The following is a 17,094-nucleotide window of genomic DNA, read 5'->3' on the forward strand; positions in this document are numbered from 1 at the left end:
GGCTGGGGCTGGGGCTGGGGCTGGGGCTGGGGCTCGGTACGGCGATCAGCGTCGCCCTCGGTGCGGCGATCAGCGTGGCCCTCGGCATGACGTCCGGGCTGGTTGCAGGAGACCGTGCGGGTGACGATGTGGCCGCTGGGGGCGCGTTCGCGGGGACGGCGCAGGTAGCCGTGGGTTTCCAGTTCGCGCAGGGCGGCGGCGATACGGTCCGGGCCCTCCGGGAACTTCCTGGCGAGGGTCTTGATGTCGACGCGGGCACCCGTGGGCAGCGACTGGATGTGCACGGCGAGGCCGATGGCGAGCAGCGACAGCTCGGGGTGCTGGGCGAGGTGGTTGCCGATCACCGTGAAGCGGGTGGTGTGGCGGGTGTTGTCGTGGATGACGCCGGAGACGCCGGAATTGGGGCGCTGGCGGGGGTGATTCTTGCCTGCGATACGGGCTTGGGCGTGCGAGGGCACGCTAAGGTTTTTCGTATCCATCAGGAAGTTGCCTCTTCCTCGGTGGTCAGGCCCTCGCCTTGGGATTGCCTTCCCGGCGAGGGCCGTCGCATGTCTACGGTTGTTTGTGGTGATGGTGCTGCGCTGAGCGTAGGGCAGGCAACCAGTCCCGAATCCAGCCGTGTTGCCGATGTTCACTCGCCCGAGTGAGTTTGCGCGGCGGCGGCAGCGAGGGCCGCGGTGGCCGTCCCAGCGGGCGGGAGGGGTGGGGCTTGGTTGGGTTTCTTTCTCTCCAGATGTTCCTTTGAAAAGAGCGCCGGTCACGCCGGAACCCACGCAGCCAGGATCCGGAGCGGGATCACCTTTCGGTAGGAGACGATGTCTGGCATGCCGAAGACCACACAGTTGCGTACGTACACCGTCCGGGACGGCCGACTCGACGAGTGGGTGGAGCGGTGGCGGAAGGAAATCGTGCCGCTGCGACTGGAGTTGGGATTCACGATCGGAGGGGCCTGGGTGGACCGGGAGCACAACCAGTTCTTCTGGCTGATCTCGTACGAGGGCCCGGAGACCTTCGCTGAGCGCAACGCGCTGTACTGGTCGTCGCCCGAGCGCAAAGCCATGAGCCTGGACCCGGACGACTACCTTGTCCGCACCGAAGAGCGCACGGTCGAACCGTCCTACTGATCACCCGGTCACCCTGGGTCGAGCGGCAGCAGATGATGCCGCCGTTCCTCGCGGGTGAGGGTACGGAAGACCCTTCCACGGGCGACCGCCTCCAGCCGGTCGTAGTCCGGCTCCGCCCGCCACACGCGCGCCGTCCCGTCGGCCGATCCCGTGAGCAGCCTCGTGCCGTCCGGGGACCAGGCCACGGAGGTCACCTTGCCCTGGTGCACACCGACGACAGCGATCTCCTCGAAGGTGGCAGCGGACCAGACCCGTACGGTGCGGTCGTCGCCCCCCGTGGCGATGTGTCGGCCGTCGGGTGACCAGGCAACGGCACGAAGCCGTCCCTCATGTCCCTTCAGCACCTCGATACGCCGCCCGGTGACGACGTCCCACACGGCGGCCGTCCAGTCGCCGGAAGCGGTGGCGATCCTCGTCTCGTCCGGGGACCAGGCCGCGTCCTCAACGTAGTTGTCGTGGCCGCGCAGAACGGTGAACTGCTGCCCCTCCCCGATGTCCCACAGTCGGCACGTACGGTCGTCGGAACAGCTGGCGAGCAGACGTCCGCTCGGCGACCAGGCCACCCGACCCACCCAGTCCTGGTGTTCCGTCAGTTTCAGCAGCTCGGTCCCGTCCTGCGCGGACAGGACACGCACGGCACCGTCGTGGCCCCCTGTGGCGATCCGTCCGCCGTCCGGAGACCAGGCGCACCCCTCGACGACCTCACCGTGTCGTTCGAACAGCGTGCCGCCGCGCCCGTCAGTGATCCGGAACAGGCCATCGTTGGTGCTGAACGCAAGCCGTTCCCCGTGCGGGGCCCAGGCGACGGCCCAGACCCGGTCCTCCAACTCCGTCACCGGTCCGGCCGGAGCACCGGTGGCCGCATCCCACACCCGTACGGTGCCGTCGTCCGAGGCCGTGGCGAAGCGGGCACCGTCCCCGGACCACGCGGCCTGGTTGACCGGGTCGCGGTGCCCGTCGGCCAGTACGGCCTCGGCGCCACGAGGCCGCAGATCCCACACCATGCCGGTGCCGTCGGTGGAGCTGGTGGCGAGCATGGTCCCGCAGGGTGACCAAGTGACGCCCCACACAGTGTCGGCGTGGCCGCGCAGGACGGCCAGGACCTTGGCGTCCTCGGTTCCGACGATGCGCACGGTGCGGTCGGAGGAGGCACTGGCCAGCATCCGCCCGTCCGGCGACCAGGCCAGGTTCCACACGTAGTCGGTGTGTCCTCGCAGCAGAAGGCGCAGGTCGCCGGTCTCGGCGTCCCAGATACGGGCGGTGTGGTCCCCGGAGCCGGTGGCGATCTGCCGCCCGTCCGGCGACCAGGCGATGCCTTCGACGAAGTCGGAGTGCCCGGTGAGTGTGACGGCCGCTCGTCCGGTCGTCAGGTCCCACACGATCGCGGTCTGGTCGTGTGCGGCGGAGGCGAGGCGGTTACCGTCCGGGGACCAGGCCACACCCCATACGTCCTCGCCGTGCCCGTTCAGCTCCTGCACGAGCCGCCCGGTATCGGCCTCCCAGACCCGTACGATCCGGTCCTTGGAGCCCGCAGCGACATGCTGCCCGTTCGGCGACCAGGCCACCTGTCGGTTGATGTCTCGGGCGCCGGTGAGCAGCCGAACGGGCTCCCCCGAGGTGGCGTCCCAGATGCGTACGACACGGTCACGGCCGGCGGTTGCCACTCTCATCGAGTCCGGTGACCAGGTGACGGACTCGACCATGACCCGGTCGCAGGGCAGCACCAGCAAGCTGCGTCCGGACCGCGCGTCGTGAACACGGGCAGTGCCGTCCCTGGATGCCGTGGCCAGCATGCGCCCGTCGGGCGACCACGCGATGTGCCGAACAGTGTCGGTGTGCCCGTCGAGCCGGGAGCGGAGGTGACTCGCCGCCAGCGCCGCCATCAGCCCGCGCCGGGCTGATGGCGTGGGCGTGCACTCGCCGAGCGCGGCGAGCGAGAGCAGCAGGGAGCGCTCCGGCTCGCTCTCCGCGCTGAGAAGGACCTGGCGGCCGATACTTTCGGAGACCCGGCTCACGAAGGTCAGGTCGCGGCGCTGTGAGGACTCGACGAGAGCGCGGGTGGGCGCGGACGCCTGCCCGGACTCCTCCAGTGCTTCGAGCCAGCGCCGGGCCACCGTGAGGCGCTCCCCGGTGAGGAGATAGTCGTCGCTGCGTCCGGCCCGCTCCCAGTCGGCCGCCCACCGCTCCAGTTCGGCACGCTCGCGAAGTCGTTCGGCCCGCGCCTCGACCTCCTGCCGCAGCGGCGCCCACTGGCGGAACAAGGCTTCGTGTGTCACCTGCGCATAGGGCTCCCTAACGGTTGCGGAGCCGTCGCCTGCGACGTCGGTGCGCAGCAGCCGCGCCTCGACGAAGGCATCGACGACATGGCGGTCCCGTTCATCGAGTTCGGACAGCGGCACATGGCGGCGAGCCACGTCCTGGCCCTCGACGGTGACGAATCTGAGCAGGACGCGGAGGACTGAGTCGATACCCACGCCCGCGCCAAGCCCGGTCACGGTGTTGTCCGCCTGGCGCGCCAGCGCGCCAGGTACTCCGCCGAGCCGCCGGTACAACTCCTCGGTGACAGTCCCGCCAGGGCCGGAGGCGAAGTACAACTCCTGGAGGAGGTAGGCGAGCAGCGGTAGTGCGTCGTCCGTCCCGGTCTCACTCACGATGGAGTCGACGACTCCGGGTTCAAAGTTGAGGCCGACGAGGGCGCCAGGTCTCTCCACGACGTCGGCGAGCTGTGTTCTGCCCAATGTGCCGATGGCGACGGGATGTTGGAGGAGTTCCGCGTGTCCGGTGCCAAGGAGCCGACCGAGGAGGTCCACCCGGAGAGTGACCAGTACGCGGACCGCCGAGTCCTGTTCCACGCAGATGCGCAGCGCTTCGAGGAACTGGGCACGTTCACGCTCGCCCGCCAGGGTGACGATTTCCTCGAACTGGTCGACGACGAGGAGTATCCGCCGGAACCGGCCGCCACGCAGCCGCGACAGCTCGGCACGCAGCGCATCCGGCCCCTGGCGCAGCCTGCGCAGTACGGCGCTCGCCGGTTCCTGCCCGTCGGCGACGGCCGCCAGCGCACCCGCGAGGGAACCCAGCGGGTTGGGACCGGGGGCGAAGGCCGGTACGACGGTCCAGCGGCGTTCCCGAAGCCGGGGCATCACCCCGGCCCTGACCAGCGAGGACTTTCCGCTCCCGGACGCCCCGACCAGCACCAGGAACCGCTCCCCGGGGCGGGTCGCGGTGGCGTTCAGCCTTCGTGCCAGCTCGGCGGCCTGCGCCTCCCGGCCGAAGTAGACGGCTGCCTCGTCCTCGTCGAATGCGTCGAGACCCGGGTACGGAACCCGCTGACGCGGCCACTCGGTCCGGGGCGGCGCGGGATTCTCCAGCCGGTAGACGACGACCTGCCCAACCACCAGCGCCACGATCAGCAGCCCGATAGCCGGAACGGAGAACCGCTGAATCGCCTCCAGCGCCCAGGGAACCTCATCGGTGCTGGTCGCGTAGTTGGTAGCGATTCCCAGGAGGCAGGCGATGAGTGCCAGCATGATCTGGAGCGCGACCTGCAAGCGGTTCCTCATCCGGCACCGCTCATGGCCGTGTCGCTACCCGCCAGCACCGCTCAGCCCCCGTTTCACCGACACCGAACCAGCCGGCACCGCGTCAGCGGCCCGCTCACCCTTGGACCGGCAGGGCAGGGCGCTCATGACCATCTTCAGGGGCATCGCAGGTGCGTTCAACAGTGCGTACGGGTTTCGGCCAGGCAGGCTGCGGTGCTCCCGATCCAGCGTGAACCGGGAAACGCCACAGGGCGCGTCCTATGTCAGGGGTTCACTCTTCGGGACCAGTGCATCCGATGGAAGTACAACATCGGCCCACACCGTTTTGCGTGGGCGCAACCCCGGACTCCACCCCCACCGGTCGGCAAGCGCCTCCACCAGGGCGAGGCCTCGCCCGAACTCCGCGTCGGCGGACGGCGGACGAGGGGTGGGCGGACGGTCGCCGCAAGTATCGGTCACCTCGATGCGCAGGGTGTCGGCGATGACGTACACCGTGAGCCGGAAGTCGCGGCCCGGGACGCGTCCGTGAGTGACGGCGTTGGCCGCCAACTCGGCCACGATCTGACGTGCCGGGTCCACCGGCAGTCCCCAGGAGCGGAGTTGCTCGGCGGTGAGCAGCCGGGCCAGGCGGGCACCTCGGGGCGTGGGAGACAACCGCACGCTGAAGTTACGGAAGAAGTGTTCGAGTTGGGCCTCGGGGGCGGAGGTTTCTTGATTCACGTCACTCAGAGTGGCCGCACATGCCTACCGTGAGCAGTGACTCCGCCGTTGCGTACGGTGACTGTCCGGAGCTTGTCCGATCGTGTCCGGGCTGTCGGGACGGGGCGTACGGGTAGGGGCGGGACAGTACAGCGCGGTACGACGGAGGGGCGCGACATGAGCGTGGACAGTGACGCGGGACAGCTCAAGAGCGAGGCGGACGAGCCGGGTTGGGAGGTGGATCCCGACGACGAGTGGGGTGTGGCGGTCGTGGAGACCGTCGGGCGGCAACTGAAACTGCGGCGGGAGGCGGTGGGGATGAGCGCCGCCGACTTCGGCCGGGCCCTCGGGTACGGCGAGGACCTCGTTTACAAGATCGAGGGCGGGAAGCGGATCGCTCGGCCCGAGTACCTGGTGAAGGCGGACAAGGTGCTGAGGGCGGATGGGCTGATCTCCGCCATGAACGAGGACTTGGAGAAGGTCCAGTACCCGAAGAAGGTTCGGGCCATCGCGAATATGGAAGCAAAGGCGGTGGAGGTCGGGGTGTACGAGTGCATCAACATCGTCGGCCTGTTGCAGACGCCCGAGCACGCGCGAGCCTTGTTCGACGTGTGGCAACCGTCGTACTCGAAAGGGGAGATGGAACGTCGCGTGTCGGCTCGCATGGCCCGCCAGTCGATCTTCGACCGTGACCCCGCGCCCGCACTCAGCTTCGTGCAGGAAGAGGCAACGCTCCGACGCCGAGTCGGAGGCACAATGGAGCGGCGACAGCAGTTCGAACGTCTGCTGGAAGTGGGACGATTGCGCAACGTCACACTTCAGGTGATGCCGATGGACAGTGCGCCCCATCCCGGCATGGGTGGCAGGATTGAGCTGCTGAAGTTCGCTGACGGCAGCGCCATCGGGCGCTCCGACGGTGCGTTCAACGGCCGCCCGATTTCCGAACCGAAGCAGCTGAGGGTCCTTGAGCTGCGATTTGGCACAGTCCGGGCACTGGCTCTTCCACCGAGGGAGTCGCTGGCTCTCATCGAACAACTGCTGGGAGAAACATGATCCGCAAGACCTCCGCCGGGGACGCCTCCGAACTGGCCTGGTTCAAGAGCAGCTACAGCAGCGGCCCCGACGGCGACTCCTGCGTCGAGGTCGCCACAACTCCCGGCGCCATCCACGTGCGCGATTCCAAGAACATAGAGACAGGCCCCCGTCTGGCCTTCACCCCCGCCACCTGGGCCGAGTTCGTGCCGTACTCGACCGAACTGGGTGACACGATGGCCGAAACGTTGCACTGGGCGTGAATGATGGCTAGTGAGCCCGACAGAGGCTTCAGGACTTGGGAAGGCTTCGCACTTGCCGGGATGGTGATCACCCTCGGTGGTTCGGTGGTCATGGCGCTCAGCTTGTGGAAGTGGTTCGCCCGGACGACAGCGCCGGTGGCGCTCAACTGGCCCGGTGGATCATGGGCGTTCGGGGTTGCCGCCGGAGTGGTCGTGGCCCTCGGCTTTCTCGGCGCCTCGTGGCTCTCTGGACTGGCCGTCAGGGGGTCGCGGCTGCGGCAGGTAGGCCATGGGGTCGGCACGGCGGTCTGCGGGGGAACGGCATTCGCCATATTGATGTACGTTCTCGCCTCCCTGCCCGGCAAGAACTGCCCGTCATACAGGGACGGTTGCCAATACATCCCCGGAACGGGAAGCGCCCTCATCACCTGCCTGGCCACCTCAGCACTTCTGGGATGGGGCGTGTATCGCATCCAGAAAGCTCGGGCCGAGAAGCGCCAGACTCGTGAGCGTGAGCGAATACGGAAGCTGCGCAAGAAGGGCAAAGGGAAGACCCGCAAGGCCCGGTAGTTCACGCCTTGCGGACCGGCTCGCCGCGTGAACACGACGGTCAGGCGATAGCGGAACCCGGCGGCTGAAGTGCGGTTCAGCCGGCTATCACAGGCAAAGCATCCGTGCCTGCGAGCGGTTCGGCAAAGGAGACGGTCTGGAGGATGGCCGCCATCATGTCGCAGAACTCGGCCCAATACTCCGTGGATGCCGTGTAGAGGGTGAAGATCGCGGTGAACGGGCCAGTGGGGAAAGGGACATGGACCTGGATCTGCCCGGCAAGGAGGTCCGTGGCCTCACCACTCGCCGTCACGTCTGGCGACAACTTGAGCTTGCGCATGGTTACGCAGAACACCGCCGGCCCGCATGGCAGGTCGAGCCAGCGAGCGTCGTTGTACGGATCCCTGGAGAGCGTCGCGAGGATTCCCTGGGCCACGATGTCCGTGTCGGCAGCGGCTTGGTCCGTCGGTATGGCAGCCACGGTGAACGCGCACTGGGCGGCACCGTCGGAAAGGCTGTGCCTGGCAACATCTCCGCTTTCGTCTCCGTCTCCTTCGTCGTCCGCCGTGGAGAACAGGCCCATCGCGGCGTACGAGACTCCGGTGCCGGCCATGAGTTCGGCTATGGCTGCGTAGTAGGGGGCGGCGGGCTCCCAAATGGTGTCGTCGCCGCCGGAGTAGAGCGCTCGTACGAAGGTCTGGGCGCGCTCGGCACGCTCTTCGGGAGTAGCGGCGAGAGGGAGAGCGAAGAATCCCTCCGGGACGTTGAACGAGAGGGGCGGGGGCTCCGCAGCAGCCGGGGTGGGCAGGAGCGCGCTCGTCGAGTCGGTAGGGGCTGTCATGGCGGTGGGGTCGTCCTTGGAGGGTTCAGAGGCAGAGCCGGAGTTCAGAAGTCGTCTGGGTGGTAGTCCGCGATCTCGACCTCAGCCCCTTGTGCATCCATGAGCATGCTGTTTTCGGAAATACCGAAAAATGAATCGACTTTGCTCGGCACCACGACTTCGATCCGGTAATGACCGCAGGGATGGTGACTCACCACCGGAAACGCCGAGTTCGGTACGTCAGATTCTCTAAGGAAGTTCTCGACAGTACTGCGTTGCTCCGGCGTAAGCGCATCCAGGCGGATGAGTTCATGAGGGAGGAGGTACCTGGTGAACTTCCGTCGCGCGGGGGAGCGCAGTCTGCACCACGAGCCGTCACTGAAGACGATCTCGGCGTCGGTCCCGGTTTTGTAGCGCCTTGGCTTTACCTGGCTGATCTTGTCCAGGGGGATCTCCCAGAGGACTACGTCCTCGATGAGCTTGTCGTTCTTCTTGGAGTACGGAAAGCCGACAATAACCAGCCGACGGTCCGTGACGATCGCATGTGTGCGGTAGTGCTTCTCGGGGGAGCGTGCGGGATCCAGCTGCCAGGGCAGGGTGCGGGCGATAGTGCCGGGCGCGGCCCACATGACAGGGAAGTCCAGTACCTCGTTGTCCCGGTCGTCCGGGGTGGCAGAGCCGGACTTCATGTAGTTGTTGCCGCCGCCGCTTGTGACGTTGGCTCCGCCGAAACTGAGCGCGGCCAGGAAACCGAGGCCCAGAGCGATGGCCGCGCCTTTGACGGTGTTGCGTCCGGCCACACCGCCCGTCGAACGTGCCGTGTACACGGGCCCCTCAGGCCAGCCCGGCAGCTCGTGCTGGATGTCGTTGCGCTCTGTGTCGCGGAACCACCGCATGCCGCTGACGCGTGGGGCGGCGCCGGTGGCGAAGGTGACGAGCGCGCGGGCAAGAAGCGTCTCGCCCCGTTCGGGCTGCCAGATGTCCATGGCCGTATGCATCTCCTGGGCGGCGGATCCGGGTACTTTGCTCTGCGCGTTCACTCTGCCATTGCGCACCGTCGGTTCAGTTGCCAGTGGCCGACTTCTCGAACTGGTCTCCTGGGAAGAGCGCCTCTCCCACGTGCTGGTGGATACTCGTGATCTTGGGGAAGATCTTGAGCCCGGCATCCATGGCGATACCGGCTCCCAAGGGGTTGATGTTCACGCCCGGAATGAGATTAGCCCCCTTGGAACCCACCAACTGGCCCGCGTGATAGCCCTGGTTGACTATGCCTCCCATGCGTGACAGCACGCTGCTGGTCCCATGAGCGACCTCGTACACGTCGTCAGCCACCCCGCCGAGCACTACCTTGCCGGGCAACAGTGGAACCCCGCCTTTGACAAACCCGGCCGTATCGCCGGTGGCCAGGAACACCCGCGAGGCGGCAGCCTTCGTTGCCGTAAACCCCTCGCCGAGCGCAGCGGCTTTGGCGAGCCCAGCCGTCCTGGCCAGCGCCGAGGTTTCGCCAACCACCTTGACTCCCTTGCTGAATGCCCCGATCCCCGGCACCAGCCCCACCGCGTCGAGCCCGATCTGCATCCAGCTCACATCCGCGCCGGCCGCCTTGGCAATGCCATGGGCCGCCAGCGCGAGCCCGCTGGTGACGATCGCGGCCGTGGCGAAGATCGCCGACAAGGGCGGGAACGGCAGCGTGACGATGGTCAGCAGGGCCAGGATCGCGGTCAGGTCGCTCAGCAAGTCGCCGATCAGTTTGATCTGGTCGGCATGTTCCTTGATCCAGTCGCCGGTGGCGTCCCAGGCGTCCGCGACTCCCTTGGTCAGCTTGTCCCAAAAGCCGGGCTCGTCGGGCGCGATGTCGGCGGCCTTGTCGAGCTCCTTGCTGATCTTCGCGGCGGCCAGACTGTAGCGGTCCTCAAGGTCATGGAGCTTGCTGATGACCCCGTCCACGTCACCGGAAGCCTTGCCGTACTCCTCGGTGCCTTCCTTCGCCTTCGCCTTGGCGTCGATCTTCTCCCCGGCAGTCCTCTCCAGCCGGGCCGTCTCCTCCTGGAAGTCCTGGAGTTCGCCCGCCCAGCGATGCAACGCGCGCGAGGCCTTGTCGAAGGAGTCGTGGCTCTTGCGTATGAGCGGGGTGACGTCCTCGCCGATGTACTCGGTGAAGGCAATCGCGGTCTTGCCCTTCCACTCCCCGGCCTCGATCTGCTCCAGCTCCCGCAGGGACGTGCCCAGCTCGCCGGCCAGTTTGCCTAGTTGCCTGGCCAGATCGCGGGTGTCCTCGACGCTGCCGGGGGTGGGGTCCCGGCCGATGTTCGGCAAGGACGAAAGACGGTCCTTCACGTCACTTGCCTTTCTTCTTCGCCCTGGCGGACTTGAGCGACTCGGCGAGGTCCAGGTCGAGTTTGCTGAACGTCCCGTCGATGTGGTCGATCATCTTGACCGCACCCTGGGTGTGCTTGCCGAGCTGCTTGATGCCATAGCCCCAGTCGTCGGCGAAGTCCCGCAGGTCCTCGACGAGTTTGCTCTCGCCGAGGACCGAGGCATCGGTGGCCCGCAGGCTGCGGCGAGCCGACTCCATACGATCGCTGATGGTGGAGAAGGTCTTCTTCAGATCCTCGAAGATCGTGTCTTCGAGGCGCAGGTCACTCATGTCGTGTTCCGGTCTCTGCGGGGGCGCTGGCAGGCTAGGACGGGTACGGGATCTTCGCCGGTCAGCGGTTGACGGCTTGGATTTCCTGGACGGTGATCGCCTGTTGACCGCCGAACGTGCCGTCCGGCAGGTCTCCGCCCGCGCCGCCGGTTCCGGTCCAGGCGATGTCCCAGGTGATGGTCGCCCGGAGGTTGAACGTGCCGTTGCCCGAGGAGCAGAGGTACTTGAGTCCGCACGGAGGGGTCAGGTTGGACTTGCCCTGTGCGTAGGGTTCGCCGATGGAGCCGTCGGCGTTGATGACGCACTCCCCTGAGGCCGGGTACGTCTCGGCGTCCTGGGTGCCCGGCTCCAGCTTGAGGGACACCGGCTTCGCGGTGGCCGTCGCCTGGATGTTGAGGCCGGCAACGTTCAGGGCCGCCGTCACGGAAACATCTTTGAACGTGGCCTTATCGAGCCAGGCCCACGTGGAAAGGTTGACCTTGGTTACGTTCTCGGGCGCGAGGGTGACCTTGGTGCCGGGGAGCTGGATCGCGTTGTAGGCGGCCTCGGCCAGCACCTGGGGGGTGACTGCTTGAGGGACACCCGGGTTGGCGTTGTTCTCCACCCAGAAGGGAGCCTTGCTGCACTCCCAGCTGGCGGGGTCGTCCTCACGGTCAGGGTTTTGGACAGCGACCCACCAGTTGCCCTCGTCGGCCTCCTTCTCGTTGTAGTCCTTGTACTCGCCGTCCTTGTAGATGTCCCGGAACTGACCGACCGCAGCCTTGGCGTAGTTGGCTTGGCCAGGAGTGTTGATCGTCTCCTCGTAGAACGCCTCGACATACGTTCTGAACTCGTCGACGGAACGGGGTTCGTACCAACATGCGGGCGGCGTCCAGTCGGTGACTGGTTGGGCAGCGGCGCCTCTGCCCCTCGGCCGTACGGAACCGGAATAGGTCACCCTGGAGACCAGCGTGCCGGCGTTGGAGCTTGCGGTCTGCTCGGTGTTGCCCTGGGTGCCCTTGCTCGGCGGCCAGTCCGCGACCGCTGTTCCCGGCACTGCGACGGCGAGGGCTCCCGCAAGAAGGCCTGCCACGGCGAATCGGCTGCGCGATGTCACGGCGTGCACGACTTGTGGCCCCTCTGCGAAGTCAGCTTGGTTGTCTGCCACACGCCCTGCTTGTTCTTCTCCACGCGCGACGTGTAGAGCACGTACGACTTGTCCGTCACCTCGGTCTTGTAGACCTTCTTGGACGTCCGGTCCTTCGCGTACGCCTTGCCTTGGTCCTCGCAGTAGACGACACCCGCCGACGATGAATCGAAGACATCGATCTTGGCGTTGTAGTACCGGTTCTCGCCGGTGATGGTGTACCCGTCCTTCACGATGGACTCGACCCAGTCCTTGGCATCGGCCAGGGCACTACCGCTGTAGTAGAAGCTGAGCGCCGGCACATCGGTATTGCCCTGCGTGATGGCGTAGTTGGTTGCGTCGATCCGCTGGGCGACGTCCCCGAGAATCGTGTCCTCGGTCGTGACTCCGGTCTTCCAGCTTTCGAACGTGTCGGTGAGGTCGCTCGGCAGTGCGATCTCGGGACGGCCGACCGTGTCGCTCGGGCTCGGTGAAGCTGATGTCTTCGTGTCGCCGACGTCGGCTCCGGCAATCTTGTCGTTGTCGCTGGTCTTCTCGTCCCCGCTGCCGCAGGCCGTCAGCAGAAGAGCTGCGGTCGTGGTGAGCGCGGCAGCAACGGGCAAAGAGCGGCGCTTCAAGATGAGCTCCCCGTGAGACAGATGTTCAGTCAAGACGACCGACGGTATCGGTGAGGTTCCCAGTTTCGCCAGAGCGAACTTCCCTGAGAACATGGCTAATTCAGGACGCATGGGGAGCTTGAAGGAGCGCTCCGTTTCCTGATCGTGTTCAACGGGCGACGGCCCCGGGCTCCCGGTGTGCCAACCGGGGTTCGTTCACCGCAGAGCGACTGCGGCCTTGGCCTGCCGGAAGGCGGCCACCGGAGTGCTCACATCGGCGATGGGCCGCTCGACCTCGCTCATCATGCGGGCCTGCCGAGGGAGGCGCTCGATGGCGACGAGTGTTGCCACTTCTCCAGGAACAGCCGCACTGGCGTGGCGGACACGAGCTGGATGGCCTGGTCGGAGGCCTCACCGAGGTCACGGTCGAACTCGGGAAGCCGGGCGAGCGCGATCTGCCTGGCGGCTTCGCGCAGGGCATCGCGAGGGGTCAGCAGATGCGGGATGAGCGGCGGCCGTGTGTCTACCTCGCGGACGCGGCGAAGAAACGGGACGCATCCGACTGAGCTGAGCCCGGCTCCGGCCACTCACCCTCCGGAGCCCACCCGGACCCGCCAGAGCCCGCCGGCAGCCCACCCACCGGCGCTGCCCAGCGGACCCGGGCGGACCCGGTGTCAGAACTTCAGGTCGCCGATCATGCCCGCGATGCTCGTCGTCAGGTCTTTGATCGTCGGGGCGAAGGTTGATGAGGCCATATAGAACCCCAGGAGCATGCACACCACCGCATGTCCTCCCTTGAGCCCGGACTTCTTGATCAACAAGAAGACGATGATCGCCAGCAGCACGACCGCCGAAATCGAAAGTGCCACGGCGGCTCACCTCCAAGGGGCCCAGGGACGCGGGGGAGTCGGACTATGGGGGCAGTAGATCCATACAGTGGCCAGCAGGTTCATACCCACTTGCCGCCAGTGATCATAACTATTCGCACGCGCGCATCGGTCGGCGCACTGCCGCACAAGGGGGCGCATGGCCAATATGGTCGGGGCATGACCACCGAGCCTGTCTCCTTCCCCCGTCGGCACGCCCGCACCCAGCGCTTCACGCTCGGCGCGCCCCGCGCGTTCACCGTGGCGCCCGACGGTTCACGCGTCGCCTATCTGCGGTCCTCCTCAGGTACCGACCGGGCCAACAAGCTGTGGGTGCTGGACCTCCCGGACGGCGGCGAGCGAAGCGAGATGGGGGTCCCCCCGGCCGAAGGCTGGGGGAGCGTCGTCGCCGACCCGTTCACGCTCCTCGGCGGGGCCGACGAGAAGCTGTCCGCCGAGGAGCGGGCGCGCCGGGAACGCAGCCGTGAGGGCAGCGCCGGGATCGTCGGCTACGCCACCGACTGGGCCGTCGAACTGGCCGCCTTCGCCTTGTCCGGGCGGCTTTTCGTGGCCGAACTGCAGGCCGGGACCGTGCGCGAGATCGCCACCCTGGGGCCCGTCATCGACCCGCGCCCCTCCCCCGACGGTCGGCTCGTCGCGTACGTCGCGGACGGCGCCCTGTGCCTCACCGACCTGGCCGGCGAGCAGTCCCTCGCGATCGCGGAGCCCGAGTCGGGGACGGTGACGTACGGGCTGGCCGAGTTCATCGCGGCCGAGGAGATGTCCCGTTCACGCGGCTTCTGGTGGTCCCCGGACTCCGACCGGCTGCTGGTCGCGCGGGCCGACGACGCGCCAGTGGACCGCTGGTGGATCGCCGATCCGGCGCATCCGGAACGTGAGCCGCAGCGGGTCGCGTATCCGGCGGCGGGCACCCTGAACGCGGAGGTGCGGCTCTTCGTACTCACCCTCGAGGGCGTGCGCACCGAAGTTGTCTGGGATCGGGCGCGGTACCCGTATCTGGCGCGTGTGCACTGGTCAGGGGCGGGTGCGCCGCTGATTCTGGTGCAGTCGCGGGACCAGCGCGGGCAGCTTTTCCTGGCCGTCGACCCGGACACGGGGGCGACTCGGATGGTGCACGCGGAGGAAGATCCACATTGGCTTGATCTTTTCCCCGGCGTGCCCTGCTGGAGCCCCTCCGGACAGCTTGTGCGCATCTCCGACGAGGGCGGCGCCAGGGTACTGGCGGTCGGCGAACGCCCACTGACCGGGGCCCAGTTGCATGTCCGGGCGGTGCTGGACGTCTCTGCCGACGACGTGCTTGTGTCGGCCTCGGCAGGTGAGGCGGCGGACGGCACCGAGATCGGTGAAGTGCACGTCTATCGAGTGAACGAGCTCGGGCTGGAGCGCGTCTCGCAAGAGCCCGGCGTGCACTCGGCAGTTCGCGCCGGGGGCGTGACCGTGCTCATGTCGGCGGTGCCGGACCGGCCGGGGACCCAGGTGCAGGTGCTGCGCGACGGGAAGAGGGCGGCGACCGTCACCTCGTACGCCGAAGACCCCGGTTTGTCCCCGCGCATGACCCTCACCCAGGGGGGCGCACGCCGAATTCCATGCGCCCTGCTTATGCCGACCGACTACGACGGTGTCACTCCCCTCCCTGTCCTCATGGACCCCTACGGCGGTCCGCACGGTCCCCGCGTGGTCGCCGCGCACAACGCGCATCTGACCTCGCAGTGGTTCGCCGACCAGGGTTTCGCGGTGGTCGTCGCGGACGGCCGGGGCACCCCGGGACGCTCGCCGGCCTGGGAGAAGGCGGTCGACGGGGACTTCACGGTCTCCCTCGACGACCAGATCGAGGCTCTGCACGGCCTCGCCGAACACCACCCGCTCGACCTCTCCCGGGTGGCGATCCGGGGCTGGTCCTACGGTGGCTGGCTCGCCGGGCTGGCGGTGCTGCGGCGCCCGGACGTCTTCCACGCGGGCATCGCGGGGGCCCCGGTGACGGACTGGCGGCTGTACGACACGCACTACACGGAGCGGTACCTGGGCGACCCGGCCACCGCACCGGAGGCGTACGCGAACAGCTCATTGGTGACGGAGGCCGGGCTGTCGTCGCCCGCCGAGCCGCACCGACCGCTGATGGTCGTGCACGGCACCGCCGACGACAACGTGGTCTTGGCGCACACCCTGCGACTGTCCTCGGCACTGCTGGCAGCGGGCCGCCCGCACGAGGTGCTTCCCCTGTCCGGCGTCACCCACATGACCCCACAGGAACAGGTCGCGGAGAATTTGCTGCTGCTCCAGGTGGACTTCCTGCGGCGTGCGCTCCATCTCGGCTGAGCAGCGACATTCCACGGAGCACCGCAACCCTCAATTGAGGAACCACGACGAAAGCCCGGCCAGGTCCGCGAGAGCGGCGCCGGCTTAGGCGCAAAAAGCAGCAACGGGCCGGGGCTACATGGCGAGCCCCGGCCCGTTTACGGCACCCGCACGGCCGTACGTTTCTCAGAGTGGACTGTCCGTATATCGAGACCGGGTCGGCCAAGTTGCCTGCGTGTAAACGCGATTCATGTGTGTTTGTACTGTTTTCTCGACCCGTCAGCAAGATCGTCCCGGATTCCGGAATCCCTTGCCCCCGACAGGCCCTCTCTCCCTTTTTGGTCACGTCCGTCCAAAGCTGAACCAAGTAGCGGGCCACCCTTGGGTCAAAGGGCAAAAGTCCAGATCAAAGGCGTCAACAAAACATTGACGGCGGCTGAAGCAGCATTGAAAAGTCGCCAAGGTGACCTCGTCTATACCTTCCGCCACCGCCCCCCAGGTGACGGCCGACCCCGGTACCGCACCGCCGACGCCCACCGCGCCGGCTCGCGGCGGCACCGGCCGCTCGCCGGGGCGGATCGCCTGGCTGCGCTTCAGACGCGACCGGACCGGCGTCGTCTCGGCCGTCGTCGTCGTGGTGTTCTTCGTGGCGGGCATCGCCGCCCCGCTGATCGCCAAGCTCTACGGCAAGGACCCGTACACGACGTACGGCCAGAACGGCACCGGCCTGCTCAACGAGTTCGGTTTCCCGATCCTGCCCAACGGCGGTATCAGCGGCGACTTCTGGTTCGGGATCGAGCCGCAGCTCGGCCGGGACGTCCTGACCCTGCTGCTCTACGGCATCCGCAACTCGCTGCTCATCGCCACCGTGACGACCGTGCTGGTCACCCTGCTCGGCATCGTCGTCGGTCTCACCGCCGGCTATCTGGGCGGGCGGATCGACAGCTTCGTGGGCCGGGTCATCGACATCCTGCTGGCGTTCCCCTCGACCCTGTTCTTCATCGCCCTCTGGCCGGTGATGATCTCCGTCTTCGTGTCGCCGGAGGAGAACACGCCGACCTGGCTGACCGTCGTCAGCCTCGTCTCCGTGATGACCGCGTTCGGCTGGGCGCCCATCGCCCGGCTGCTGCGCGGTGAGGTACTCGCCCTGCGCGAGCGGGAGTTCGTGGAGTCCGCGCGGGTGACCGGTGCTTCCCCGGCCCGGATCATCTTCAAGGAGCTGCTGCCCAACCTGTGGACCCCGATCCTCATCCAGGCGACCCTCGCGCTGCCCATGTACGTCACCACCGAGGCGGCGCTCGCCTTCCTCGGGGTCGGGCTCAGTGACCCCACGCCCGACTGGGGCGTGATGATCCAGCGCGGGGCGCAGGTCTACCAGAACGACATCACGTACATGCTCTTCCCGGGCCTGTCGATGGTCGTCTTCGTGATCGCCTTCAACCTCCTCGGCGACTCCGTGCGCGACGCACTGGACCCGAAGACCAGGCGCTGAACAGCAGCGTCGTACACCGCCACCCCCGCCCGCATCCCCCGCA

Annotated in this window: 17 protein-coding genes and 1 pseudogene; 7 read left to right on the forward strand and 11 right to left on the reverse strand. The window is 67.3% G+C overall.

Going from position 1 to position 17,094, the window contains the following annotated elements; genetic code table 11:
• A pseudogene (locus tag ADL01_RS32105) lies at window positions 1-479 on the reverse strand (helix-turn-helix domain-containing protein); the annotation flags it as partial.
• A 345-nt stretch (window positions 480-824) separates the two neighbouring features.
• On the opposite strand from ADL01_RS32105, the gene ADL01_RS32110 reads away from it, so the two are divergent.
• Window positions 825-1,124, forward strand: a complete 300-nt coding sequence (locus tag ADL01_RS32110) for an NIPSNAP family protein (RefSeq protein ID WP_053745544.1) — start codon at window positions 825-827, stop codon at window positions 1,122-1,124.
• Between the two features lie 8 nt (window positions 1,125-1,132).
• On the opposite strand, the gene ADL01_RS32115 is transcribed toward ADL01_RS32110, so the two are convergent.
• Both ADL01_RS32115 and ADL01_RS32120 read right to left on the reverse strand, forming a co-directional pair.
• Window positions 1,133-4,687: an eIF2A-related protein gene (locus ADL01_RS32115; RefSeq protein WP_053745545.1), complete on the reverse strand. Its 3,555-nt coding sequence runs from the start codon at window positions 4,685-4,687 to the stop codon at window positions 1,133-1,135.
• Between the two features lie 237 nt (window positions 4,688-4,924).
• Window positions 4,925-5,386 carry an ATP-binding protein gene (locus ADL01_RS32120; protein ID WP_053745546.1) on the reverse strand — a complete coding sequence of 154 codons (462 nt, stop codon included), beginning with the start codon at window positions 5,384-5,386 and terminating at the stop codon, window positions 4,925-4,927.
• A 156-nt stretch (window positions 5,387-5,542) separates the two neighbouring features.
• Between ADL01_RS32120 and ADL01_RS32125 the strand changes: the two genes are divergently transcribed.
• The 3 genes from ADL01_RS32125 to ADL01_RS32135 are packed head-to-tail and all read left to right on the forward strand — an operon-like array spanning window position 5,543 to window position 7,209.
• Window positions 5,543-6,418: a helix-turn-helix domain-containing protein gene (locus tag ADL01_RS32125; RefSeq protein ID WP_053745547.1), complete on the forward strand. Its 876-nt coding sequence runs from the start codon at window positions 5,543-5,545 to the stop codon at window positions 6,416-6,418.
• Window positions 6,415-6,660, forward strand: a complete 246-nt coding sequence (locus tag ADL01_RS32130) for a DUF397 domain-containing protein (RefSeq protein ID WP_053745548.1) — start codon at window positions 6,415-6,417, stop codon at window positions 6,658-6,660. The genes ADL01_RS32125 and ADL01_RS32130 overlap by 4 nt, the downstream gene beginning before the upstream one ends.
• A 60-nt stretch (window positions 6,661-6,720) precedes the next feature.
• Complete coding sequence (locus ADL01_RS32135; protein WP_159049701.1) at window positions 6,721-7,209, forward strand: hypothetical protein; 489 nt, start codon at window positions 6,721-6,723, stop codon at window positions 7,207-7,209.
• A gap of 76 nt (window positions 7,210-7,285) precedes the next feature.
• Here ADL01_RS32135 and ADL01_RS32140 read toward each other — a convergent pair whose 3' ends face one another.
• The 7 genes from ADL01_RS32140 to ADL01_RS47325 all read right to left on the reverse strand — a co-directional run bounded on the left by ADL01_RS32140 (window position 7,286) and on the right by ADL01_RS47325 (window position 12,728).
• Window positions 7,286-8,029 (reverse strand): hypothetical protein, encoded by a 744-nt coding sequence (locus tag ADL01_RS32140; RefSeq protein WP_053745550.1) that lies wholly within the window; start codon window positions 8,027-8,029, stop codon window positions 7,286-7,288.
• A 44-nt stretch (window positions 8,030-8,073) separates the two neighbouring features.
• A complete protein-coding gene (locus tag ADL01_RS45540; RefSeq protein WP_234354863.1) occupies window positions 8,074-9,048 on the reverse strand; it encodes a hypothetical protein in 975 nt (324 codons plus the stop codon).
• 22 nt (window positions 9,049-9,070) lie between these two features.
• Window positions 9,071-10,345, reverse strand: a complete 1,275-nt coding sequence (locus tag ADL01_RS32150; protein WP_053745552.1) for a WXG100 family type VII secretion target — start codon at window positions 10,343-10,345, stop codon at window positions 9,071-9,073.
• A 1-nt stretch (window position 10,346) separates the two neighbouring features.
• Complete coding sequence (locus ADL01_RS32155) at window positions 10,347-10,655, reverse strand: hypothetical protein (protein ID WP_053745553.1); 309 nt, start codon at window positions 10,653-10,655, stop codon at window positions 10,347-10,349.
• 61 nt (window positions 10,656-10,716) lie between these two features.
• Window positions 10,717-11,727 (reverse strand): hypothetical protein, encoded by a 1,011-nt coding sequence (locus ADL01_RS32160; RefSeq protein WP_234354864.1) that lies wholly within the window; start codon window positions 11,725-11,727, stop codon window positions 10,717-10,719.
• A gap of 20 nt (window positions 11,728-11,747) precedes the next feature.
• Window positions 11,748-12,398: a hypothetical protein gene (locus tag ADL01_RS32165; RefSeq protein ID WP_053745579.1), complete on the reverse strand. Its 651-nt coding sequence runs from the start codon at window positions 12,396-12,398 to the stop codon at window positions 11,748-11,750.
• Between the two features lie 195 nt (window positions 12,399-12,593).
• Window positions 12,594-12,728, reverse strand: coding sequence for a hypothetical protein (locus tag ADL01_RS47325; RefSeq protein WP_267889951.1), 135 nt, complete (start codon window positions 12,726-12,728; stop codon window positions 12,594-12,596).
• Between ADL01_RS47325 and ADL01_RS32170 the strand changes: the two genes are divergently transcribed.
• A complete protein-coding gene (locus ADL01_RS32170; protein WP_159049703.1) occupies window positions 12,722-12,943 on the forward strand; it encodes a hypothetical protein in 222 nt (73 codons plus the stop codon). The two genes, ADL01_RS47325 and ADL01_RS32170, sit on opposite strands and share 7 nt — an antisense overlap.
• Window positions 12,944-13,051: 108 nt before the next feature.
• On the opposite strand, the gene ADL01_RS32175 is transcribed toward ADL01_RS32170, so the two are convergent.
• On the reverse strand, window positions 13,052-13,246 hold the full coding sequence (locus ADL01_RS32175; protein ID WP_053745556.1) for a hypothetical protein: 195 nt from the start codon (window positions 13,244-13,246) through the stop codon (window positions 13,052-13,054).
• A 177-nt stretch (window positions 13,247-13,423) separates the two neighbouring features.
• Here ADL01_RS32175 and ADL01_RS32180 point away from each other — a divergent pair, with 177 nt between their 5' ends.
• Together ADL01_RS32180 and ADL01_RS32185 are read left to right on the forward strand one after the other, a co-directional pair.
• On the forward strand, window positions 13,424-15,580 hold the full coding sequence (locus ADL01_RS32180; RefSeq protein WP_053745557.1) for a S9 family peptidase: 2,157 nt from the start codon (window positions 13,424-13,426) through the stop codon (window positions 15,578-15,580).
• Window positions 15,581-16,022: 442 nt separating this feature from the next.
• Window positions 16,023-17,051, forward strand: a complete 1,029-nt coding sequence (locus tag ADL01_RS32185; RefSeq protein WP_405772852.1) for an ABC transporter permease — start codon at window positions 16,023-16,025, stop codon at window positions 17,049-17,051.
• The last annotated feature ends 43 nt before the right edge of the window (window positions 17,052-17,094 follow it).

Source organism: Streptomyces sp. NRRL WC-3618, from assembly GCF_001280005.1.
Taxonomy (GTDB): domain Bacteria; phylum Actinomycetota; class Actinomycetes; order Streptomycetales; family Streptomycetaceae; genus Streptomyces.

Excerpts from the sequence above, each read along its gene's own strand:
- ADL01_RS32110 (WP_053745544.1), top strand. The coding sequence starts at position 825 with ATGCCGAAGACCACACAGTTGCGTACGTACACCGTCCGGGACGGCCGA.
- ADL01_RS32115 (WP_053745545.1), bottom strand. The coding sequence starts at position 4,687 with ATGAGGAACCGCTTGCAGGTCGCGCTCCAGATCATGCTGGCACTCATC.
- ADL01_RS32125 (WP_053745547.1), top strand. The coding sequence starts at position 5,543 with ATGAGCGTGGACAGTGACGCGGGACAGCTCAAGAGCGAGGCGGACGAG.
- ADL01_RS32130 (WP_053745548.1), top strand. The coding sequence starts at position 6,415 with ATGATCCGCAAGACCTCCGCCGGGGACGCCTCCGAACTGGCCTGGTTC.
- ADL01_RS32135 (WP_159049701.1), top strand. The coding sequence starts at position 6,721 with ATGGTGATCACCCTCGGTGGTTCGGTGGTCATGGCGCTCAGCTTGTGG.
- ADL01_RS32140 (WP_053745550.1), bottom strand. The coding sequence starts at position 8,029 with ATGACAGCCCCTACCGACTCGACGAGCGCGCTCCTGCCCACCCCGGCT.
- ADL01_RS32155 (WP_053745553.1), bottom strand. The coding sequence starts at position 10,655 with ATGAGTGACCTGCGCCTCGAAGACACGATCTTCGAGGATCTGAAGAAG.
- ADL01_RS32180 (WP_053745557.1), top strand. The coding sequence starts at position 13,424 with ATGACCACCGAGCCTGTCTCCTTCCCCCGTCGGCACGCCCGCACCCAG.